The sequence below is a fragment of the Pseudoalteromonas piscicida genome (assembly GCF_002208135.1).
In the GTDB taxonomy this organism is placed as follows: domain Bacteria; phylum Pseudomonadota; class Gammaproteobacteria; order Enterobacterales; family Alteromonadaceae; genus Pseudoalteromonas; species Pseudoalteromonas piscicida_A.
The window spans coordinates 1,924,763-1,948,117 of the sequence record NZ_CP021646.1; the positions used below are offsets into that span (position 1 = coordinate 1,924,763).

The window sequence follows — 23,355 nt, forward strand, 5'->3', positions numbered from 1 at the left end:
TTCAGTATGAGTTAAATAAAACGCTTAATAATAAAGTCGACTTTCACACGTTTAGCCTGACCAAGGAGCTTTTTAACTGGTGCAGGATAATCCGCTAACGTCTCTAGATCATCGTGGCTTTCAATGCGACGGCAATGCTTTAAGATCTCTTGCTTTTCTAACTCGATTTGAGACAACAATGCTTTGTCGGGATCTTCTATTAGAATGCCATTTTCAATATCTAACCCCCACGCTCTTGGGTTGAGGTTATGACCACTCATCAAATGCGTATTGCCATCTTTGCTCACGCCCTTCAAGTGGAACGAGTTGTTGCCATCTTGCCACAGATACACATCCAGTAACCCGGCAGTGATGAAGCGGCGTTGCGACTTGATAAATTTATACAAAATGGTTTCGTACAAATAAGGGAGTGCACCAATTCGGCTAAATGGCTGCTCTGGACTGATATAAAAATCATTTGCCGTTTTATCCCCCACCACTATTGTCACCTTTCTACCTGTTTTCAGTAAGCGACGTAACGAACGAAGAAGAGGTGCCGGAAAATTGAAGTAAGGGGTGTAAAGGACCAACTCTTGTTCTGTGGTATCGAAAAGCGCCTTAATAAGACGGTTTAGCTTATTAGTTCTGCGACCAAAACCTAAAAATGGACGCACCGTTAGACCATCTCTGCTGTTCGCCTTTGAAATATCATAACTGGCCTTTTTCAACTGTTTCATCAGCTGTTTTTGCTCAGTACGAATATCAACTAAAGTCGGTAATGGGCGGATGTCAAGTCTAGGCACTGCGTCGGACGCTATCAGCACTTGATCGGTAAAGTGGCAAAAGCTATCCGCGAGTTGCGCTTGTTGAATCACAAAATAGCGGTCTAGGCGGTATTTTTCATCATGATGCAAATAGACATTATTTAAACTAGCGCCGCTGTAAAGCAGGATGTCGTCAATAACAAACCCCTTTAAATGCAACACGCCAAACAGCTCTTTTGCTTTTACCGGCACACCGTACACTTCAACTTGAGTGCCTAGCTGCTCTTTTAAATCACAATATAGCTTGGCATTGCCTTCTGACTTTTCAGCGCCAATGAGGCCTCGTTGCGCACGGTGAAAATCAACCAACACTTTCACCGTTAAGTCTGGATTTTGCTGTGCAGCCTGGTGCAATGCGTGCAATATCTCACGACCCGCCTCATCGTCTTGTAGATAAAGTGCAGTGATATAAATACGCGTCTTTGCCTGTGAGATAAGTTGTAAAAGCGTCTGATGATATTGTTTAGCATCAGTTAACACCTCACAATCTTGTGCACTTAGCCCAAAGCCTGGGGTATTCTGCCAAAATGCCATATGTACCTTTTCAATTAGGCTATCAACTCGTGATAGCAAAACAAAATTCTCTAAAACATATCAAAAAAAAAACCTGAGGTCATGAAATACTGCTGTTTTTTGCCAGTACTGAACAAGATTGCTCAATGTGTAGTCGATTTAGGACAAAACAGTACAAATTTTTTGACAACTTGCCAATTTATACCAAATCAGATTACGGTTTTTTATTTACTTCCCTATTGAATTACATAGAATCGAACAAACTTTTGCTTAATAGCATTTTTTAGAATTTAGTTAGGAAAATTACATGAGCGATGCAAAACACTGCAAACTGTTGATTTTAGGTTCGGGTCCTGCGGGCTACACTGCCGCGGTATACGCAGCACGAGCAAATTTAAACCCAGTATTAATCACAGGTATGCAGCAAGGTGGTCAGCTGACTACAACAACTGAAGTCGAGAACTGGCCTGGTGATGCACATGGTTTAACAGGTCCTGCACTCATGGATCGTATGAAAGAGCATGCAGAGCGCTTTGAAACTGAAATCATTTTCGATCACATCAACAAAGTTGACGTGACGAAGCGCCCTTTCACGCTAACGGGCGATCAAGGTACTTATACTTGTGATGCGTTAATCATCGCAACAGGTGCATCAGCTAAATATCTCGGTCTTGAGTCAGAAACAGCGTTCCAGGGCCGTGGCGTATCTGCTTGTGCGACTTGTGATGGATTCTTCTATCGTGGTCAAAAGGTGGCGGTTGTAGGTGGTGGTAATACCGCAGTTGAAGAAGCGCTTTACCTATCAAACATCGCAGAAGAAGTACATGTTATTCACCGTCGTGATTCTTTCCGTAGTGAAAAAATTCTTGCCGATCGCTTAATGGATAAAGCGGCGAATGGTAACGTAGTATTACACCTAAATCGTACGTTAGACGAAGTGTTAGGTGATGATATGGGCGTTACAGGCATTCGTATCAAAGATACTGACTCAGAAGCCACAGAGCAACTTGATCTTGCAGGTGTTTTCATCGCGATTGGCCACAAACCAAACACAGACATGTTTGAGGGCCAGCTGGAGATGAAAGATGGCTATTTGGTTGTGCAATCGGGCCTAAATGGTAACGCGACACAGACAAGTGTAGAGGGTGTATTTGCAGCAGGCGATGTGTCTGACCACATTTACCGTCAGGCAATTACTTCAGCAGGCACGGGCTGTATGGCTGCACTAGACGCAGAGCGTTTCCTAGACAGCCAAAAATAATTGATAAATGGGTCAGTCTAGACTGACCCTCTTCCCTCCTTGCCTTAATTTGCTATATTGAAATAAATAACAATCTTGTAGTTTGTTCAATGATCCAACAACTGTTCCATCTCGCCCACGATGACTTTCGCTTTCCGCCAAATCACTATGCCTTGTCTGAACCCGATGGACTACTTGCCATTGGAGGTTGTTTACAGGTAAGACGACTGAAGAACGCTTATGCCAATGGGATCTTCCCTTGGTTTAATGAAGGTGAGCCGATCATGTGGTGGAGTCCGAGCAAGCGTGGCATCTTGGAGCTTCAAGATTTTCACTGTGGTAAAACGCTAAGAAAAGCCCAACGCAAACTCAATCCAACCGTTACGATCAATACTGCCTTTTCACAAGTGATTGAAGCTTGTCGAAATCAACGCATGGCCGCTGAGGGAACTTGGATCACAAATTCGATGTTGGCCGCGTATCAGCAAGCGCACATTCAGGGATTAGCACATAGTGTGGAGATATGGGATCAAGGCAAGCTCGTTGGTGGGCTCTATGGCATCATGCAGTCTGGTGTATTTTGTGGTGAATCTATGTTCCACACCTTACCTAACACCTCCAAAATGGCGATGTGGGCACTGGTAAATTGGCTCAAAGCCCATCAGGCACATTTTATTGATTGCCAACTCGAAAATCCTTATTTAACAAGTTTGGGATTAAAAGTTGTACCAAGGAGAGAGTTTTTGACTAGACTTAAATTGGCGGATCAATTTGAGATCCCATCATCAATGTGGCAGCCTCAGGAGTTGAAAGCTATCTATGAATGAACACTTTCCTTCTAAAATCGGACTGAGCCAACAATTTAGTTGTAGTTATTTACCTGAGCAGAAGGAACAGTTACTGGTTATTCTAGACCCAAATTGTTACAGCCCAGATAGATTTGAACAATTGTTAGCATTAGGGTTTCGCCGCAGTGGAGATCAGATTTATCGTCCGCACTGTCCCGCATGCTCAGCTTGTCAATCAGTAAGAGTATTAGCTCAAGAATTTAAACCAAGTAAATCTCAAAAGCGCAAGCGCAATAAATTAAAACATGATTATCAGCTAATTATTAGCCATCAGGAGCGACCTGAGTACTATCCACTATATGAGAAATATATCAGTCTACGCCACTGTGATGGCTCTATGTACCCACCTAACCGCCTCCAGTACGAGAGCTTCTTATTTTGTCGTTGGATGAACATCGTCTTTATCGAGTTATGGCACAAAGATAAGTTAATTGCAGTGGCGGTAACAGATTCAATGCCTTATTCATTGTCTGCTATTTACACCTTTTTTGATCCTGAGTATGAATCGCTAAGTATCGGAACTATCATGATCATGGCTCAGTTAGAGCAGGCAGCCAAACAGAATAAACCCTATTTGTACTTGGGTTATCAAATCGACGAGTGCAAGAAAATGCGTTACAAAACCCAATTTGTTCCAGCGCAAAAGTTGGTTAAAGATATTTGGCAAGATATTGATCCGGATGCCCCGCAATCTTGTGCTTAGTTCTTAGTTTTTCCTGCATGCCTTAATTCAAATGTAGGAATATACCTCCTTTTACACCTCACTTAACGCGTTGCATGAACAAAAAACATGCGTTACTAGCAGGCTTTCCTGTGCTAGAATGTCGCCCTTGCCTACCTACAAGGCTCCAGATTTTGGAATGCGTTAGGAATATAAGCAAAAAACTTTGGTAAAACTGGCTGAATAAACGACCAAATTAACAAAAAATCAGCTTGTAACTTTACTTATTCCCCGCTTTTGGGCAAAATCTGCATCGTTTAATTTAACCAAGAGGTGATACGCTACACATGGCGAAAGAAGACGTAATTGAAATGCAAGGCACGGTCCTTGATACGCTACCAAACACAATGTTCCGTGTTGAACTAGAAAATGGTCACGTGGTTGTTGCACATATTTCTGGAAAAATGCGCAAAAACTACATCCGTATTTTAACTGGTGACAAAGTTACTGTTGAAATGACGCCTTACGACCTATCGAAGGGACGTATTGTCTTCCGTGCTCGTTAATCTGCGTGTGTAGATTTATACTAAGTTGATGCCGTAAACTCATTGATACCCAAGCGACTTCAAAATGCTGATGTTACTTAGGTATACTTGGTTCATTCAAGCTATTAGTATACACGAACGACTAACACTGAGTTTGCGAGGCTGTAATACCGCATCAAACTGAGTGATAACAAAAAGCCCAGAATAGCTGGGCTTTTTGTCGTTTAAAGCAGTTATCTAACCTACGCCCCATCAAAGGGAGCATTATAGTCTTCCGTGCTCGTTAATCTGCGTGTGTAGATTTATACTAAGTTGATGCCGTAAACTCATTGATACCCAAGCGACTTCAGAATGCTGATGTTACTTAGGTATACTTGGTTCATTCAAGCTATTAGTATACACGAACGACTAACACTCAGTTTGCGAGGCTGTAATACCGCATCAAACTGAGTGATAACAAAAAGCCCAGAATAGCTGGGCTTTTTGTCGTTTAAAGCAGTTATCTAACCTACGCCCCATCAAAGGGAGCATTATAGTCTTCCGTGCTCGTTAATCTGCGTGTGTAGATTTATACTAAGTTGATGCCGTAAACTCATTGATACCCAAGCGACTTCAGAATGCTGATGTTACTTAGGTATACTTGGTTCATTCAAGCAATTAGTATACACGAACGACTAACACTGAGTTTGCGAGGCTGTAATACAGTATCAGACTGAGTGATAACAAAAAGCCCAGAATAGCTGGGCTTTTTGTCGTTTAAAGCAGTTATCTAACCTACGCCCCATCAAAGGGAGCATTATAGTCTTCCGTGCTCGTTAATCTGCGTGTGTAGATTTATACTAAGTTGATGCCGTAAACTCATTGATACCCAAGCGACTTCAGAATGCTGATGTTACTTAGGTATACTTGGTTCATTCAAGCAATTAGTATACACGAACGACTAACACTGAGTTTGCGAGGCTGTAATACAGTATCAGACTGAGTGATAACAAAAAGCCCAGCAGTGCTGGGCTTTTTTATCAAATGCTTCAAAGGTTTTATGCTGATACCGCTTCCGTTTGGTAATCAAAGGACAATTTGTTGTCTTTCACTGTGACTTTCACTGTCCCACCATCAGACAAGTGACCAAACAAGATTTCGTTAGCAAGTGGCTTTTTCAGATTGTCCTGAATAACTCTCGCCATTGGACGCGCGCCCATTGCCTTGTCATAACCCAGATCTGCCAGCCAATCTCGTGCTTGAGCTGTAAGTTCTAGGTTAACCGATTTCTTATCAAGCTGCGCTTGCAACTCGACAATGAATTTATCAACAACTTGCAAGATAACCTCTTTCTCTAGATGGTTGAACCAAATGATGTTATCCAAACGGTTTCTAAACTCTGGCGTAAACACCTTATTGATTTCTACCATCGCATCATGAGAATAGTCTTGCTGCTGGAATCCAATCGATTGACGGACAGTCTCTTGAACACCCGCATTTGTTGTCATCACCAACACAATATTTCTAAAGTCTGCCTTACGACCGTTGTTGTCTGTCAGCGTACCATGGTCCATAACCTGCAAGAGAATGTTGTAGATGTCTGGGTGTGCTTTCTCGATTTCATCGAGCAACACGACAGCATGTGGATGCTTGATTGCAGCCTCGGTCAACAATCCACCCTGCTCAAAGCCAACATACCCCGGAGGCGCACCAATTAAGCGGCTAACGGCATGGCGCTCAGAGTACTCAGACATGTCGAAGCGAATAAATTCTATGCCCATACACTTAGCAAGTTGCTTGGTTACTTCAGTTTTACCGACCCCTGTAGGACCTGCAAACAAGAATGAACCTACAGGCTTGTCTTCATTAGCAAGACCAGAGCGTGATAGGCGAATTGCTGATGTTAACGCGTCGATCGACTCATCTTGACCAAACACCAACATCTTTAAGTTACGATCAAGATTCTTAAGTGTTTCTTTATCACTAGATGACACACTTTGTTGCGGAATACGTGCCATTTTAGACACAATCGCTTCAATATCCGACACGTTAATCGTTTTCTTGCGTCTTGAAGTTGGTTGTAGTCTTTGGCTTGCCCCAGCTTCATCGATAACATCGATTGCTTTATCGGGCAAATGCCGCTCATTGATATATTTAGCACTTAGTTCAGCAGCCGCTTTTAGCGCTTTTTGCGTGTAACGGATGCCGTGGTGCTCTTCATAACGCTCTTTCAAACCATGTAAGATCTTAGTGGTGTCTTCGACACTTGGCTCAACCACGTCGATTTTCTGGAAGCGGCGCACCAATGCTCTATCTTTCTCAAAAATATTCTTGAATTCAGAGTACGTTGTCGAACCCATACAGCGAAGCTGCCCGCTCGATAACAGTGGCTTAATTAGGTTAGACGCATCCATCACACCACCGGAGGCGGCACCAGCGCCGATAATAGTATGGATTTCGTCAATAAATAATATCGCGTGAGGTTTTGATTGAAGTTCTTTCAATAGCGCTTTGAAACGCTTCTCAAAGTCACCACGATATTTAGTACCTGCAAGCAATGCTCCCATATCTAGTGAGTACACCACTGCATCAGCAATCACGTCTGGTACCTGATTATTAACGATTCGATACGCTAAGCCTTCAGCGATCGCGGTTTTACCAACCCCGGCTTCACCAACAAGTAGCGGGTTGTTTTTCTTACGACGGCACAGCACCTGAACCGTACGTTCAACTTCCTCATCACGACCAACAAGCGGGTCTATACGGCCGGACTCTGCTTGAACATTTAGATTGGAAGTGAAATTTTCCAGCTTGGTTTTCTCTTCCTGCTGCATTTCACCGCTATCGTCCTGCATCTCTTCATGATCGTCTTGCTCATGATCATCTTCAATTTTAGAGATGCCATGACTAATGAAATTAACGATATCTAGGCGACTCACGTCGGCCTTTTTCAGTAAGTAAACAGCTTGACTTTCTTGCTCAGAAAAAATCGCAACAAGTACATTTACCCCTGTCACTTCTGAGCGACCAGAAGATTGAACATGGAATACAGCACGTTGTAGCACACGCTGAAAACCAAGTGTTGGTTGTGTCTCTCTGTCTTCCTCTAAATCTGGAATAACAGGCGTAGTTTCATCAATAAACTCTGATAACTCGCGCTTCAAGGTATCCATATCGACACCACAGGCATCTAGCGCCTCACTAGCAGAGGGGTTATCGATCAATGCAAGTAATAAATGCTCAACCGTCATAAACTCGTGACGGCGAGAACGGGCCTCGCGAAACGCGGCATTAAGAGTAAGTTCTAAGTCTTTGTTTAGCATTGGCAACCCCCAACAAGAAATTTATAGGTCATTCCTGCTCACAACTACAGAGCAGCGGGTGCTCGTTGTCACGAGCATATCGGTTTACCTGCTCAGCCTTAGTATGGGCTATGTCAGCAGGGTATACTCCACATACCGCTTTTCCCTTGTGATGCACTTCAAGCATCACCTCAGTTGCTCTCTCGCTATCCATATTGAAGAATGTTGTCAATACCTCGACAACAAAATCCATGGGCGTGTAATCATCATTATTCAAAATCACTTTATATTTTCGCGGTGGTTGAAGCTGCTGCTTCTGTTCCTCGCGAATGGCGTCCAATACACCCGAATCTTTTGTCCCACTCATAATAAATATAGTCTTGTCTTATATACTCAAGCAAATAGATTTGAGAAATAAATAAAATGTTAAAAAAAAGAGCAAAATACTTGACTGCTTGCTCATATAAACTACAGTCTTACATGACTGTCTAATCTATGGGCAGTTTAGCAAAATTAAAAGAGTAGATTAACTTTAATTTAGTCAACTTATAGAAGGATGTAGAAGTATGGCTTGCGGAAAAGTCAAATGGTTCAATAACGCCAAAGGGTTTGGTTTCATCGTAGAAGACGGCAGTGACGAAGATATCTTTGCTCATTACTCAACGATTGTAATGGATGGATACAAGACGCTTAAAGCTGGTCAGGATGTATCATTCGAGCTACAACAAGGACCCAAGGGTCTACACGCAACTAACATCGCTCCGATTACGGAAGATGTTGTTTAAGTGTTAAGTAGTTTTTGGCTAAAGCGGGTTACATGAGTGCTCGCTTATTCCTCTCTTTGAATCACTCCACAAAATTTAAAAGAAATTTTCAGCCCTTTCTTATTACTCTTGTTATAACTTTTCACTTTTACACTTTAAATTTAATAATTAGCCCCCATATGCAAACACTGTTAGACTAAAGCACGCTTGCAAAGTCAACCTCAGGTTGGTTAGATATTGCTACTTTGATGCGTTTCAATGCTGAATAAACAGTAGGTATTGTAATAAGCCAAAAAGTATAAATACCTAACAAACTTGCTAATGCTGCGCTACCTAGGCACCGATTCTAACGAGGATTGTCGAGGTTTTTTTGCGTCTTTCACTAATCGCTTAGTGAATCGGTCCAGTTTAATCCGACTGCAACGACATGTTGTTGAGTGTGAAAAATTGCGTCGCTTAGTCCTATTAGCAATTGTTGAACGGCGTAAAAACCCACAACTATCTAGGAATGATGATGACATCGAAAATTATCTATACCAAAACAGATGAAGCCCCGGCTCTCGCAACTTACTCGCTATTGCCAATCATCCAAGCATTCACTAAGCCTGCAAATATCGAAGTAGAAACTCGCGATATTTCACTTGCAGGACGTATTATTGCAACTTTCCCTGAATACTTAAAAGAAGAACAACGTATTGGTGATGCACTAGCTGAGCTAGGCGCACTTGCTAAAACGCCTGAAGCTAACATCATCAAGTTACCTAATATCAGTGCTTCAATTCCACAACTTCGCGCAGCGATTAAGGAATTGCAAGCTAAAGGCTACGCGCTGCCAGAGTACCCTTCTGAAGCGAAAACAGACGAAGAAGCAGATGTTAAAGCACGTTATGACAAAATCAAAGGTAGTGCAGTAAACCCTGTACTACGTGAAGGTAACTCAGATCGTCGTGCTCCAACTTCAGTAAAAGGCTATGCTCGTAAAAACCCGCATTCAATGGGTGCTTGGTCGAAAGACTCTCAGTCTTATGTTGCATCAATGACAGACGGTGACTTCTTCGGTTCTGAACAGTCAGTAACGGTTGCTGAAGCGACAGATGTTCGTATTGAGCACGTAGCGAGCAACGGTGACATCACCGTACTTAAACAAAGCACACCACTACTTGCGGGTGAAATCATTGACGCCTCTCGTATGAGTGTACAGGCACTACGTGAATTCTTAGCAGCGCAAGTCCAAGAAGCAAAAGATAAAGGCGTTTTATTCTCGCTGCACATGAAAGCAACCATGATGAAGGTGTCAGATCCAATCATCTTTGGCCATGCTGTAAAAGTATTCTACAAAGACGTATTCGAGAAGCATGCGGCGACATTTGCTGAAATCGGTGTTGATGCAAGCAACGGTGTTGGCGACGTGTACTCAAAAATTGAGTCGTTGGACGACGCGAAGCGCAAAGAAATTGAAGCTGACCTTGCAGCGGTTTACGAAACAGCACCTGATATCGCAATGGTAGACTCTGACCGTGGTATTACAAACCTGCATGTGCCTAGCGACGTGATCATCGATGCATCAATGCCTGCAGCAATTCGTTCAAGCGGGCAGATGTGGAATGCCGAAGGTAAGCAACAAGATACTGCTTTTGTGATCCCTGATCGTTGTTACTCAGGTGTGTACGGCGCAACTATCGATTTCTGTAAAGAAAATGGTGCATTTGACCCACGTACTATGGGTACAATTCCTAACGTCGGTCTAATGGCACAAAAAGCGGAAGAGTACGGTTCACACGACAAAACGTTTGAAGCGCCATCAGCTGGCACAATCCGTGTGGTAGATGCTGCAGGTAACACCTTACTTGAACACACCGTTGAAGAAGGCGATATCTGGCGTATGTGTCAGGTGAAAGATGCACCTATCAAAGACTGGGTAAAACTAGCGGTTAATCGTGCTCGCGCGACAAATACGCCGGCCGTTTTCTGGTTAGACGAAGCCCGTGCTCACGACGCTGAACTGATCAAAAAGGTAAACGCGTATCTTCCAGAGCATGACACTGACGGCCTTGAAATCTTAATCAAAGCACCAGTAGACGCAACGCTATACTCACTTGAGCGCATGAAAAAAGGCGAAGATACCATTTCAGTAACAGGTAACGTGTTACGTGATTACCTAACTGACCTATTCCCGATTTTAGAGCTTGGTACGAGTGCAAAAATGCTATCCATCGTTCCACTCATGAATGGCGGTGGCTTATTTGAAACTGGTGCGGGTGGTTCTGCGCCTAAACACGTACAACAATTCGAAAAAGAAAACCACTTGCGTTGGGACTCGCTAGGCGAATTCCTTGCACTTGCTGCTTCTTTTGAGCATTTGAGCCAAACAACGGGTAATGCTAAGGCACAAGTACTTGCAGATACACTAGATGCAGCAACGGCTAAATTCTTAGATGAAAACAAGTCACCTTCACGTAAAGTGAAAGAACTTGATAACCGCGGTAGCCATTTCTATCTTGCAATGTACTGGGCTCAAGAGCTGGCTGCACAAGACAAAGATGCAGAGCTTAAAGCTAAGTTTGAAAATGTTGCTGCAGAACTGACAGCAAAAGAGGCTGATATTGTTGCTGCACTGAATGAAGCACAAGGCCAAGCAATGGATGTTGGTGGTTATTTCCAGCCAGAAGATGACAAAGCGTTTGCAGCGATGCGTCCTTCAGCGGTATTTAACGACGTACTAGCGTCACTGTAATCTTCAGATAACAGTCAAAAAGCGGCCCTAGGGTCGCTTTTTTGCTTTCAGGCGACACTCGCGAGCAATTGCGCTAAAATACCGTTTTTCGTGAACCTTAGGAATGTGGCGATGAACACAAGTAGTAGAGCCAATACAAATAACAAAAGAAAGTCACATGCTAATAAGCCCGCATTCTCTAGACACAACACAGCACGGAAAAAGCCAATAACTAATCGGCTGTCAAAACCCGCCCTACCGCCAGAGCAAGTAAAAGTCGTTCTATTTAATAAGCCTTTTGATGTTTTGTGTCAGTTTACTGATGATCAAAATCGTCAAACATTGGCTGATTTTATTGATATCAAAGATGTCTATGCTGCAGGTCGCTTGGATAGAGATAGTGAGGGACTATTGCTACTGACCAACTGCGGTAAATTACAAAACACCCTGACTTCTCCTAAAAAATCGACATATAAAACCTATTGGGTTCAGGTCGAAGGAGAGCCAAGTGACGAAAGCCTAAATGCGCTTAAAAACGGTGTAGAACTAAAAGATGGTCCAACTTTACCTGCCAAAGTGGAAGTAATAACTGAGCCCAATGTTTGGCCACGTAACCCGCCGATTAGAGAACGAAAAAATATCCCGACAACCTGGCTTTCTATTTCCATCAAAGAAGGACGTAATAGACAAGTTCGTCGTATGACGGCGCATATTGGTCATCCTACGCTTAGACTGATTCGCGCACAAATAGGCAAATATAGTCTGGGCGATCTTAAAAACGGTGAATATCGAGTGCTTTAGCATTTCCTACTGGGACTTTTCTCCTGCGCTTGAACAGCTCACGGACGTGCAATTTAAAGAGATTTGAGTATAATAAGCGCTTTCTATCTGAGCATTAAGATTAATAGCGAAATTATGAGCGATAATAGTCACATTAAAGTCATTGTCGGAATGTCCGGCGGTGTAGATTCTTCTGTATCTGCCTACCTTTTAAAACAACAAGGCTACCAAGTAGAAGGCCTGTTTATGAAGAACTGGGAAGAAGATGACAATGATGAGTATTGTGCAGCAGCTGAAGATCTAAAAGATGCTCAGGCAGTGTGTGATAAGTTAGGTATTGAGCTACACACCGTAAACTTTGCTGCTGAATACTGGGACAATGTGTTTGAACACTTCCTTGAAGAATACAAGGCTGGCCGTACACCAAACCCAGACATCATGTGCAACAAAGAAATCAAATTTAAAGCCTTTTTACAGTTTGCAGCAGAAGCGTTGGGTGCGGACTATATCGCAACTGGCCACTATGTTCGTCGCGCAGAGCGTGACGGTAAATTCGTTATGCTTCGTGGAGATGACGAGAACAAAGATCAAAGCTATTTCCTTTACACATTAAGCCATGAACATATTGCGCAAACACTCTTCCCTGTGGGTGAAATTGAAAAGCCAGAAGTGCGTAAAATTGCAGAAGACCAAGGCTTAATCACACACGATAAAAAAGATTCAACCGGGATCTGCTTTATCGGTGAGCGCAAATTTAAAGACTTCCTTGCCAAATTTTTACCCGCGCAGCCTGGTGTGATTGAAGATTGTGAAGGTAATCATGTTGGTGAACATGAAGGCTTGATGTACCACACGCTAGGTCAACGTAAGGGTCTATTAATTGGTGGTTCTAAAGAAGGCAACGGCGAACCTTGGTATGTGGTAGATAAAGATATCGAACGTAATGTACTAGTTGTTGGTCAAGGTAAAAACCACCCTCGCCTGTTCAGCAACGGTTTAAACGCAAATCAACTACATTGGGTCGACCGCGTAGGTCCGCAAGGTACAACTCGCTGTACGGTAAAAACACGTTATCGCCAAACCGACATTCCTTGTACGTTATTAGTTGGCCAAGATGGTATGGCACGTGTGCTATTCGATGAGCCACAAAAAGCCGTAACTCCCGGACAATCTGCGGTATTCTACGCAAATGACGTGTGCCTTGGCGGCGGTATTATTGAGTCGGTGATTAAATAATGCAAAACCAATACGTAATGCCTCTGGCCGCAATGTGCCAAATCAGTAAGCTAGTACAAAAATGTGCGCGTTACGGCACCTTCAATGAAAACGAAGTTGAGGGCTTTTTAAAAAGCATTATTAACACTTCCCCTGAGCGCCCTGAGGACGTCTATCCAGACAAATTTGCCATCAAAACAGGCTGTCGAACGCTAATCGAGCAGCTTTCGGCTGGCGGCGAAAAAGACGTTGAAATGGTTAAGTATGTTGGCGCTATGATGCAATTAGAGCGTGTGCTAAGTAACGATAGCAAATCTCTTGATTTATTAGCTCAAAAAATTCAGCAAGTCGAGCGCCAGTTATTACACTTTGATGTCTTTGAAAGCCAAGTTGTCGCAGCGCTTGCCGATACTTACGGTCAAGTGATAAGCCCTCTTGGCCCTAAGATCCAAGTATTTGGTAAGCCTGAGTTATTAAAACAAACAGCAACACAACAAAAAATTCGGGCGCTATTACTTGCTGGGATCCGTAGTGCAGTACTGTGGCGCCAGCTTGGCGGTAAACGTCGTCATTTCTTTTTTGCGAAAAAGAAAATCATTACTGCTGCAAAAAGTTATATATAATACCAAGTTATCTTAATACTTGCTCAATTTGAAGGAGCAAATCAGACGCTAACAGCGTCAAAAATTTCTTATTTAGAACAACTAAATAGCAAAATTTTTGCCTTGTTATCGACTAGATTTTCTTGCCTCAAAATAGATCACTTAATTAATCAAATTGGTATAAAATTCGTAGTGGCCTCTTATGCCACTATCTAAGTATCGTTCAAAAACAAATAGTTAGGAGTTATTATGGAGCTTTCAGCGTTAACCGCTATCTCTCCTGTGGATGGTCGCTATGGTAGCAAGACCAAAGAACTGAGAAGCATCTTCAGTGAATTTGGCTTGATCAAATACCGCGTCATCGTAGAAGTTCGTTGGCTACAAGCGCTAGCGAGCAGCGACGCCATTAAAGAAGTACCCGCTTTCAGTGATGAAGCCAATGCACTTCTTGATAGCATCGTTGAAAACTTCAGCGAAGCAGACGCCGCACGCGTAAAAGAGATTGAGCGCACCACTAACCACGACGTTAAAGCTGTAGAATACCTTCTTAAAGAAAAAGTAGCTGGTAATGCCGAGCTAAATGCCGTCAATGAATTCATTCATTTCGCGTGTACTTCTGAGGACATCAACAACCTTTCTCATGGTCTAATGCTAACCGAAGCGCGTGACACGGTATTACTGCCATATTGTGATGAGCTACTGAGCGCAATCAAAGACAAAGCGGTTGAGTATAAGTCAATTCCAATGATGACTCGTACACATGGCCAACCTGCGTCGCCGTCAACCATGGGTAAAGAGTTTGCAAACGTGTATGTTCGTCTGCAACGTCAACGTCAGCAAATCGCTAACGTACAAATGCTTGGTAAAATCAATGGTGCCGTTGGTAACTATAACGCTCACCTAAGCGCTTACCCAGATTACGATTGGCATGCACACAGTGAACGTTTTGTATCAAGCCTTGGTCTGACTTGGAACCCGTTCACAACGCAAATCGAACCGCATGACTATATCGCTGAGCTATTCGATGCGATTGCACGCTTCAATACTATCTTAATTGACTTTGACCGTGACGTTTGGGGTTATATCGCGCTAAACCACTTCAAGCAAAAAACCATTGCTGGTGAGATTGGTTCTTCAACAATGCCTCACAAAGTTAACCCTATCGACTTTGAAAACTCTGAAGGTAACCTTGGCATTGCTAACGCTATCTTTGCGCATCTTGCACAAAAGCTACCAGTCTCACGCTGGCAACGTGACCTAACTGACTCAACGGTTCTACGTAACCTAGGTGTTGGCATGGGTTATGCACTTATCGCGTATCAAGCAACGCTAAAAGGCGTTAGCAAGTTAGAAGTTAATGCTGAGCGTTTACTTGCTGAGCTTGATGATAACTGGGAACTACTTGCAGAGCCAATCCAAACGGTAATGCGCAAGTACGGTATCGAAAAGCCATATGAAAAGCTAAAAGATCTTACTCGTGGTAAACGCGTAAACAAAGAAATCATGGCTGACTTCATCGATAACCTAAACTTGCCAAATGAAGTAAAAGCACAAATGAAAGAAATGACGCCAGCAAACTATATTGGTCGTGCTGAAGCGTTCATTGACGAACTAAACTAAGTATAAAGCGACACTAGTTTTTATACTAATTAGGGCCTGTTTATCTTTCAAGTTTGTTTTTGCAGCAGTTTGATTGGTATTTATACAAGGCAGAGCCTGCGTAGCATAGTTGTGCTATGTGACTCAGGCGATAACACAGTAGAAATGCCAATCAAGCGCTGCCCTTTGGGTTCACCTGAGTGCGCTTTGTTCATTGTTGCTCAACTTTTGCCTAGATCACTAGGCGGCAAGTCGAGCGTCGCGACCAAAACACACTCAGAAGAACAAAAATAAAACAGCGAAGGTCAACAGGCCCTAGTATAGAATAAGCGAAAGAGTGCACTCTTTCGCTTTTTTATTACTGGAATTTCCCTATGTATCAACTGCAAATAAATGACCTTACCTTCGAACAATTTCTTGCCCAGTATTGGCAAAAGAAGCCATTACTCATCAAACAAGGATTCCGAGACTTTGAAGACCCAATTGAGCCAGAAGAACTTGCCGGCCTTGCAACTGAAGAATGCATAGAATCTCGAATTGTTACTAATTACAATGATAACTGGGAAGCCCATCACGGCCCTTTTGAACAATTTGATTTACTCACCGATAGCAACAGCACTCTATTGGTCCAAGCCGTTGATCACTGGCACCCACAAGCCGCACAATTAATAGAAGCGTTTAGATTCATACCAAATTGGCGTATAGACGATTTGATGATCAGCTTTTCGACGCCTGGTGGCGGCGTTGGTCCGCACTTAGATCAATATGATGTTTTTATAATTCAAGGACAAGGTAAACGTCATTGGCGAGTTGGCGAACGCGATAACAGTCTAAAGCAATTTGCGCAGAACAAGAGTCTATTGCAAGTAGAACAATTTGAAGCAGTCATTGATGCGATTCTTGAACCGGGTGATATCTTATATATTCCACCAGCTTGCCCTCACGAAGGTTATGCGGTTGAGGACGCTTTAAACTACTCTGTTGGCTTTAGGGCGCCTGATCAAAAAGATTTGCTTTCTAGCTTTGCCGATCACGTTATTGATATGGAAGCTGGCAAACGTCGTTTTAGCGATCCAGCGTTACAACTCAGAGCGTCTATCGGCGAAGTAACCTGCAGCGACCAACAGCAGATAAAGTCTCTGCTCAATGCTTTACTTGAAGATAAGGCACTATACAGTCAATGGCTTGGAAAAACACTCAGCGAACCAAAACATGAGATGGACCTCGCGCCATTAGACCCCATAATTGATCCCCAGGAGCTTCTCGAGATCGCTAAAGATAACCCATTGGTTTATCGCGCTGGTGGAGTACGTGCTATTTACCAAATCTGTGACGATCATATTTTGTTCAGTGTTAATGGTGAAAACTATGAATTAGACCATCATTGTTTAGATGCCGTAAAGCAGCTAAGCGATCATGTTGTGTTTGAGTTTAATGCAATAATTCCTGCATTAAATAGTTTGGAATTTAAACAAACGTTAACTAAACTGATTAATGATGGGACCTACTTCGTTGAAGACAGTGATCCAGCCGATGCTGACTTCGATGAGGGCTGGGAGTAGAGCCTGTTAGAACAAGATAGCCGCGTTCACAAAAATAACAATATGCCGCGAAACCCTTGAACTTCAGGGTTTTCGCTAGCTCTAGCTTGTCGCTAAACAGGGAATGCAGGTGTAATCTGTAGATGGGGGCAGTATGAGTTATAGGATCAGTAGAGTAACTTGGCAAACCAAAAAATTGGAGCTCAAAGCGATACGCGAGCGTGTATTTGTGTACGAACTTCACATTCCTAAAGAGGTTGAGTTTGATCAGCAGGATATCACTGCTGAGCACCTAATCATTATTGACGATTTAGATGGCCCAGTTGGTACAGGGCGACTGTGCGAAGACGGGTTATTAAGCCGTATCGCTATATTCAAATCTCACCGCAATCGAGATGCCTACGCTTCCTTGATCGGGGGGCTTGTTGATCTGGCAAAAGACAAGGGCTTTGAAGACGTTTTTATTCAATGCATTTTGGATGAAGTACCCGAATTTTTGCAATCTGGGTTTTCCACTCATGGACACGTATTTATGGAAGCCGGCATTCCAAGACAGCGCTTGAAATGCCCTATTCAATCACTCAAGATGGAGCCGTTTACGATGCTTCATTAGCCCAAAGTTCATCTTTAGCGAAAAGATCATATAAACCATGAGCTCGGTTTACCAGTAGATTAGCAAACTGGGCTTGTGTTTTTTCTACTGGCTTTGCAGACATAATTTCTTCCGCTTTCATTTGCCAATGGAATGAAAAATAGCGCAGTGCTTCACGTGCTGTAGCGGCTGCTGATGCTTCAATATGATCCGTAGGTAGATTACCTGTGATCACCCAATACTTTTTGCCGTTTTGACCTTTGATTTTCCAAAGCGCAACCAATGGCTCAATATAACGACATTCTTTTTCAATAATACTCTGCGGTAACACCCTTTATCCGCAAGATGTTTTTGTGCAGCTTGCACGCAGCTACGCTGCCATTGTATTGATCGTTGCTGTTGTTGTTCTGGTGTTAACGTCTCTTGCTGCGGTTGGTTTTGCTCTTCACTCATTGTTCACCCTTTTATTCTTTTTAGATTACCGAATAGCATTTTACTTTATCGTTATTTACGCGGTGCGTTTCATAACAAATTATTCAGCAAATCGGTTTTGATTCTTATACACCAAGCACTCAAACGCTTGCGAAGTTACCTGATACTAAGCTTTTGCAGTCATAACGGCAATACGAACAAAGGAATTTTGCGTTTATATGATTAATTACTGAGCTGTAAGTTTCGAGAAAGTTTCTTTTTCTATTCTAGTCACATCATCAGAGATATTACTTGTCTAAGTGAAATGTATGTTGCGACCTTTAGTGAGACGTCTAACTTAATGGTGGAGTTACAACATCCATAGCAAATTTGTTAGTCCGAATTATAATCGGTGGTACATGTATCTAGTTGCCTTTGTATAAATTCAGCTAGCCAACGCAACAAGTGTCCATCGGTTTGTGTAGAGAAACGTATTATAAAATAGGGACAGGCGCAAGCTTCTCACTGCTCCAGAGGAAAGGAAATAGTAAACTGACTACCTACACCTTCTTGACTCTGAACATCAATTTTCCCTTTGTGCTCTTTTACAATGGCATGAGTAACGGCAAGTCCCATGCCCGTACCTTCGCCGACAGGCTTAGTCGTAAAGAAAGGATCGAACAACCTAGGAAGCACATCAGCATCAATCCCAATTCCGTTGTCGCTAACGCTTAAGATAATATCTTGAGCGTTACCCGGTGCGAGTAACACTTCTATTGATTTATGCGATTTATGGCTCATGTCTACCGCATATTTAGCATTCACCAAAAGATTGATGATAGCTTGTTTTAGCGCTCCCTCCTTGCAATAGATAGTTGGCACATCTTCGACCGCGACGGTTAGCTCGTATCCCTTGAGTTGACCATAGAGTAAACGAAGCGTGTCTTCAACAATGGACTTTAGAGACGCCCTACCGAAACTATCGTTATTGGATCGGGAGAAATTCATTAAATCGTTTACTATGGTCTTAATTCGCTCGCAGCCGTGCAGCGTGTCGTGAACAAGATCCGGCAAATCATTCGTAATTTCGTCAACATGTTGCCTTAAATATATATCAATAAGGCGAGCTTCCAATTGATCTCCTCTCAATTCATTTTGCTCAAGTAATTTTACTGTCTCAAGCAACTGCAAGATTGGCGAAATATAATAATTAAGTGACTCAAGGTTACCAGCCACATAGGCCAACGGGTTATTTAATTCATGCGCAACGCCTGCTGATAGTGTTCCTAACGTTGCCATACGTTCGTTGTTTATTAGTACGGCTTGTTGATTCTTAAGCTGTTCTAATTGACGTTCAAGTGTTTGATTAGCCAAATATAACGCACGCGTTTTCTCTTCAAGTAATGACTCAACTTCATCACGTGCACGACGCTCTCTTAGATACGCCTTTTTATAGTCGTTATATTCAGACATCGAATTAATCCAAATGAAGAATGAGTACGCAATGTTCAGCGCCGCTGTGCATGCACTGTGGATGTTCAATTTTTAGTTTGCGACTGTAAAACTGTGCGGCACCATAAAGTAGTCCTTCCGCACAAAAACACAATTTACGATTCGAGCAATACTCTAATACGATAGTTTTGTCATCTTTCACAATCGCCGAAATTGAGGGGAGGTTAGGTTCGTCGTAAAGCTTTTTTACCTCCATGTGTATCACACTATCGATAGATAAAACCAACTCTTCAAACGACGCAAATTTCGATGAGATACCTTTGTGCTTTTCTGCCAAAAATCCAAATAATGACTGTCCGAAAATGGCTAATACATCTGTCAATGGCTTATTCAATTTGTCAGCGACGCCTTGTGCTAACGCAAATAACTCTGCATCTGGGTAAGATGTAGGGGAAACATAAACCCTCCCCTCAGGTGCATGTGCTTCGAGTAACTCATCCCAAGCTTGCATGCCAATCGCTTCTACAACTAATTCTTCTAAACCTCTAAATATCACGCCGCGCATTAAACTCTCCCTTAACAAAGTTGCTGCGTTATATAGTCAAGACTCACCTCGAAACAAGCCTTTGAATTAACAAGCTTGTTTCGTTCTTAATTAAGTGTAGAACAATATTTGGGATGTAATAGATCTTTCTCTATTCAGCTAAAGGAGCTTGCTTGTCAAGCTCTGTTGCATCGAGTTCAATTCTTTCAAGCATAGACATATTGAGAAAGTTATCTAGCTCCTCATTATGCGCAAATACCTTTTCTTTTATGCCTTGATAGTAGTCATTTACAATTCCAGCTAAATTGCCCTCCATCCAAGATTCGACAGAGTCTGAACGCTTAAACGCATCGGGGTTTTCTTCCACATCTTCTAAAATAGCTAGCCACATATTGAGTTCAGCGCGCACTGGCATATCTTCTGACTGCTCCATGACGTCATTCATCCAACCGAGTCCCTGATTTTCATAGGCTTTTATCAGCTGATTGTATAACCTACTTTTTTCGTTATCGTCAGCCGGTGTTCCTTTAAATTTAACGTATTCTCGATTGTCAGTTCTAAAGTATTCGGTGTTCTCATTTTCGTAATTGAGTTTGCTCAATCTTGCGAACAGGTTATTCGGCTCTCGCGTATCCACTTCGTTTAACATTTCTATAAAAGTAGTTCGGTCATTTGCTTTAACCAAGGTTGCCATATCTAGCATGCCACGACTCGTATCAAAATCAGAATTTGCTAAATGCGCGTTCAGATCTAAAAGATCACCGTCTGAGAATTTATTATCAATGATAAATTTTGCATAGTCATTTAATAACTGGTTGTTCATGTCACCATACGCATTAAATTGGTCGAAAAAATCTGCCTCTCGCACAGTTAAGTCCATGTCTGCTCTACCGTCTTCATCCAATAGATAAGCTGGCAACGCCGGATCTGAAAAAAATTTGTTTTCAGCCTGTTCCATTAAGCTAGACATAGTTTTTACGGTATCTGTTAATAAGTCATCAGACATACTGCTCAGTTTATCAATCAACTTTTCTGAGTAGTCTTCACCCCTCTGACCAAAGCTGTTAACCTTGAGTGACTGAACGATAAAATCGGTGAGCTGACCAAGCTCTTCATCAGTTAATCTGTTAGCCACGTCTAGAAGCGATTCTGTGGGCTTGAAGTGTGCAAATTTAATCTGTTGTTCTTCATCCAAACGGTCAAAGATTGCTAAAAATTCATCAATTTTTTCTCGGCCTTCAAAGTCACCGTAAGTATCCTTATAGACACGACCATTTTCATCCGTCCCTATGTGCTCTCGATGAATACCGTAACTTTTCATGCCTAACATTCTGAATTCAAAATTACGCATAAAGTCTCTATCATATGAGACTGGTGATTCGGTGTAGGAAAAATCAATTGTGAACTCACTATTCACATCTGAAAGTTGGGATACCTCTTCATCAGGTCTATCTTTTGCGAGTGCTTTGAGTGCGTCTTGCATTTCTTTCGACGAAGATGGAGCACCAACACTGCCATGGTTGGTGTGAAATTGTGGCTTTATATTCATAACCTAAATCCTTGTTATAAATTCAGTTTACCTTAGAGCTATTAATGGTTATCGACCCATGTAGAATAAACTTTACCCAATTTTGCTCCTTATTTTAGCCTTATCTAATGTAGCTCGCCAAAATATCAAACCCACTGACGCTATCTTCAAAGTATCGCGCTTTTACCTCTACATATTCAGCATCACTGAAGAAGGACTCCATTGAAGCTTGATCAGGAAAGTATATGGTAAAAAGTCGATTAGCTTGGCACTGTCCCTCTGTTAGCAAGGTTTCTGCAATATGAAAATCGTTACTAAATCCACCACCATATTGTCTTAAGATTGGCTTCATCGCTTCACGATATTTGGCATATCGCTCGCTGTTATGAATTTCCATCGCCACTAACATCTCATACATAATTTAGCCCTTTTAAAGTAGTTATCATCTTAACATTGCGCATAAAGCTCCAGCGGCAAACCATCAGGATCGCTGAAAAAGGTAAACCGTTTGCCTGTATATTCATCTATTCGAACAGGCTCTACTGCAACTTGATACTGCACAAGGTGTGCAATGCAAGCATCTATATCTGATACGCTAAATGCTAAATGCCTCAGCCCTTGCGCCTCTGGATGTGATGGTCGTTTGGGCGGGTTTGGAAATGAAAACAACTCAATCTGGCTCCCATCAGGCAGCGCAAGATCTAATTTATAAGACGCTCTATCTTTTCGATAGTTCTCCCTGAGTACGCGCAAACCAAGTACTTCGGTATAAAACACTTTTGATCTTTGGTAGTCAGAACAAATAACAGCGACGTGATGTATTCCAGATAACTTCAAGCACTTCTCCACAAGCATTTAGTGTCTTTTAAATAAAAAAGCGGCAATTTGCATTGCCGCTTCACACACTCAAGTAGGAACTTGGACTACACGTTGTAAAACCAAGCCTATTTTTTCATTACAAGCGAATGCCGCCGTCAATCTCAACGACACGTCCCGTAAAGAAATCATTTTCAATGATATATTTTGCTGTATGAGCAATTTCTTGCGCTTCACCCAGACGCCCGACCGGCTTCATTTTCACTAGGCGCTCTTTGGCTTCAGGCTTCATTGCATCGGTCATTTTTGTACGGATCACACCTGGTGCAATTGCGCCCACGCGAATACCAAAACGACCTAATTCTTTAGCCCAACTGGTAGTCATCGCAACGACACCAGACTTTGCCGCTGAATAATTGGTTTGTCCCATATTACCAGCGCGCGCAACGCTCGACATATTAATGATCACGCCACCATTACCCGCTTCTACCATTTTGACGGCAGCTTCGCGGCCGCACAGGAAAACTCCTGTGAGATTGACATCAATAACGGATTGAAATTGCGAAAGCGACATTTTATCGATGACTTGCCCGTCTTTTGCTTTAAGCAGCAAACCGTCACGCAAAATACCCGCATTATTTATTAAAACCGCAATATCACCGCAGTCATTTACGATGGCATTAAACACATTTTCCACGTCTGATTCTTGACTAACATTAGCAACATATGTGTTAACTTGTGTGCCAAATTGAGCAAGTTCGCGCTTCGCTTCTGCTAAAACGTCTTCTTGCATATCTATCAGGGCTAGTTTTGCTCCGAGCTTTGCCATTTCAGTCGCCATAGCAAGACCTAAGCCTTGCGCACCACCAGTGATCACAACTGTTTTATTGTTAATATCCATAGTGTC

The 23,355-nt window shown here is 42.5% G+C and carries 21 protein-coding genes and 1 pseudogene; 12 read left to right on the top strand and 10 right to left on the bottom strand.

What is annotated here, in order from left to right; all coding sequences use genetic code 11:
• Positions 1–11 precede the first annotated feature (11 nt).
• Positions 12–1,337, bottom strand: a complete 1,326-nt coding sequence (gene pssA, locus B1L02_RS09085) for a CDP-diacylglycerol--serine O-phosphatidyltransferase (RefSeq protein WP_088530775.1) — start codon at positions 1,335–1,337, stop codon at positions 12–14.
• A gap of 286 nt (positions 1,338–1,623) precedes the next feature.
• Between pssA and trxB the strand changes: the two genes are divergently transcribed.
• The 4 genes from trxB (at position 1,624) to infA (ending at position 4,631) form a co-directional block, all read left to right on the top strand.
• Positions 1,624–2,577 (top strand): thioredoxin-disulfide reductase, encoded by a 954-nt coding sequence (gene trxB, locus B1L02_RS09090; RefSeq protein WP_017217521.1) that lies wholly within the window; start codon positions 1,624–1,626, stop codon positions 2,575–2,577.
• An 89-nt stretch (positions 2,578–2,666) separates the two neighbouring features.
• Positions 2,667–3,383: a leucyl/phenylalanyl-tRNA--protein transferase gene (gene aat / locus B1L02_RS09095; protein ID WP_088530776.1), complete on the top strand. Its 717-nt coding sequence runs from the start codon at positions 2,667–2,669 to the stop codon at positions 3,381–3,383.
• Positions 3,376–4,107, top strand: a complete 732-nt coding sequence (locus tag B1L02_RS09100) for an arginyltransferase (RefSeq protein WP_088530777.1) — start codon at positions 3,376–3,378, stop codon at positions 4,105–4,107. The genes aat and B1L02_RS09100 overlap by 8 nt, the downstream gene beginning before the upstream one ends.
• 305 nt (positions 4,108–4,412) lie before the next feature.
• Entirely contained in the window at positions 4,413–4,631 is a 219-nt protein-coding gene (gene infA / locus B1L02_RS09105; protein WP_002962494.1) for a translation initiation factor IF-1, read from the top strand.
• A gap of 1,016 nt (positions 4,632–5,647) precedes the next feature.
• Here infA and clpA read toward each other — a convergent pair.
• A complete protein-coding gene (gene clpA / locus B1L02_RS09110; RefSeq protein ID WP_088530778.1) occupies positions 5,648–7,912 on the bottom strand; it encodes an ATP-dependent Clp protease ATP-binding subunit ClpA in 2,265 nt (754 codons plus the stop codon).
• 28 nt (positions 7,913–7,940) lie between these two features.
• On the bottom strand, positions 7,941–8,258 hold the full coding sequence (gene clpS / locus B1L02_RS09115) for an ATP-dependent Clp protease adapter ClpS (protein ID WP_088530779.1): 318 nt from the start codon (positions 8,256–8,258) through the stop codon (positions 7,941–7,943).
• A 199-nt stretch (positions 8,259–8,457) separates the two neighbouring features.
• Between clpS and cspD the strand changes: the two genes are divergently transcribed.
• From cspD to B1L02_RS09155, 8 genes are all read left to right on the top strand, one after another.
• A complete protein-coding gene (gene cspD / locus B1L02_RS09120; protein ID WP_010379294.1) occupies positions 8,458–8,676 on the top strand; it encodes a cold shock domain-containing protein CspD in 219 nt (72 codons plus the stop codon).
• 493 nt (positions 8,677–9,169) lie between these two features.
• Positions 9,170–11,389 carry an NADP-dependent isocitrate dehydrogenase gene (locus tag B1L02_RS09125; RefSeq protein ID WP_088530780.1) on the top strand — a complete coding sequence of 740 codons (2,220 nt, stop codon included), beginning with the start codon at positions 9,170–9,172 and terminating at the stop codon, positions 11,387–11,389.
• Positions 11,390–11,500: 111 nt separating this feature from the next.
• A complete protein-coding gene (locus B1L02_RS09130; RefSeq protein WP_088530781.1) occupies positions 11,501–12,169 on the top strand; it encodes a pseudouridine synthase in 669 nt (222 codons plus the stop codon).
• A 114-nt stretch (positions 12,170–12,283) separates the two neighbouring features.
• Positions 12,284–13,384, top strand: coding sequence for a tRNA 2-thiouridine(34) synthase MnmA (gene mnmA, locus B1L02_RS09135; protein ID WP_010379287.1), 1,101 nt, complete (start codon positions 12,284–12,286; stop codon positions 13,382–13,384).
• Positions 13,384–13,986, top strand: coding sequence for a high frequency lysogenization protein HflD (gene hflD / locus B1L02_RS09140; RefSeq protein WP_088530782.1), 603 nt, complete (start codon positions 13,384–13,386; stop codon positions 13,984–13,986). Before mnmA ends, hflD begins: the two co-directional genes overlap by 1 nt.
• A 228-nt stretch (positions 13,987–14,214) precedes the next feature.
• Complete coding sequence (gene purB / locus B1L02_RS09145; protein WP_088530783.1) at positions 14,215–15,585, top strand: adenylosuccinate lyase; 1,371 nt, start codon at positions 14,215–14,217, stop codon at positions 15,583–15,585.
• Positions 15,586–15,938: 353 nt separating this feature from the next.
• Positions 15,939–17,126: a cupin domain-containing protein gene (locus tag B1L02_RS09150; RefSeq protein WP_088530784.1), complete on the top strand. Its 1,188-nt coding sequence runs from the start codon at positions 15,939–15,941 to the stop codon at positions 17,124–17,126.
• 133 nt (positions 17,127–17,259) lie between these two features.
• Positions 17,260–17,718 (top strand): GNAT family N-acetyltransferase, encoded by a 459-nt coding sequence (locus B1L02_RS09155; protein ID WP_088530785.1) that lies wholly within the window; start codon positions 17,260–17,262, stop codon positions 17,716–17,718.
• Here B1L02_RS09155 and B1L02_RS09160 read toward each other — a convergent pair.
• The 7 genes and pseudogenes from B1L02_RS09160 to B1L02_RS09190 form a co-directional block, all read right to left on the bottom strand.
• Positions 17,702–18,150: pseudogene (locus B1L02_RS09160) on the bottom strand (DUF4826 family protein). The gene B1L02_RS09155 and the pseudogene B1L02_RS09160 overlap by 17 nt on opposite strands.
• A gap of 480 nt (positions 18,151–18,630) precedes the next feature.
• Entirely contained in the window at positions 18,631–19,581 is a 951-nt protein-coding gene (locus B1L02_RS09165; RefSeq protein ID WP_088530786.1) for a sensor histidine kinase, read from the bottom strand.
• Between the two features lie 4 nt (positions 19,582–19,585).
• On the bottom strand, positions 19,586–20,125 hold the full coding sequence (locus B1L02_RS09170) for a heme NO-binding domain-containing protein (protein ID WP_088530787.1): 540 nt from the start codon (positions 20,123–20,125) through the stop codon (positions 19,586–19,588).
• Between the two features lie 130 nt (positions 20,126–20,255).
• The gene (locus B1L02_RS09175) at positions 20,256–21,653 is read right to left on the bottom strand and encodes a hypothetical protein (RefSeq protein WP_088530788.1); all 1,398 of its coding nucleotides are present in this window, start codon (positions 21,651–21,653) and stop codon (positions 20,256–20,258) included.
• Between the two features lie 100 nt (positions 21,654–21,753).
• Positions 21,754–22,050 carry a DUF1330 domain-containing protein gene (locus B1L02_RS09180; protein WP_045988103.1) on the bottom strand — a complete coding sequence of 99 codons (297 nt, stop codon included), beginning with the start codon at positions 22,048–22,050 and terminating at the stop codon, positions 21,754–21,756.
• 29 nt (positions 22,051–22,079) lie between these two features.
• The gene (locus tag B1L02_RS09185; protein ID WP_088532255.1) at positions 22,080–22,469 is read right to left on the bottom strand and encodes a VOC family protein; all 390 of its coding nucleotides are present in this window, start codon (positions 22,467–22,469) and stop codon (positions 22,080–22,082) included.
• A gap of 118 nt (positions 22,470–22,587) precedes the next feature.
• The gene (locus tag B1L02_RS09190) at positions 22,588–23,349 is read right to left on the bottom strand and encodes an SDR family oxidoreductase (RefSeq protein WP_088530789.1); all 762 of its coding nucleotides are present in this window, start codon (positions 23,347–23,349) and stop codon (positions 22,588–22,590) included.
• Positions 23,350–23,355 lie beyond the last annotated feature (6 nt).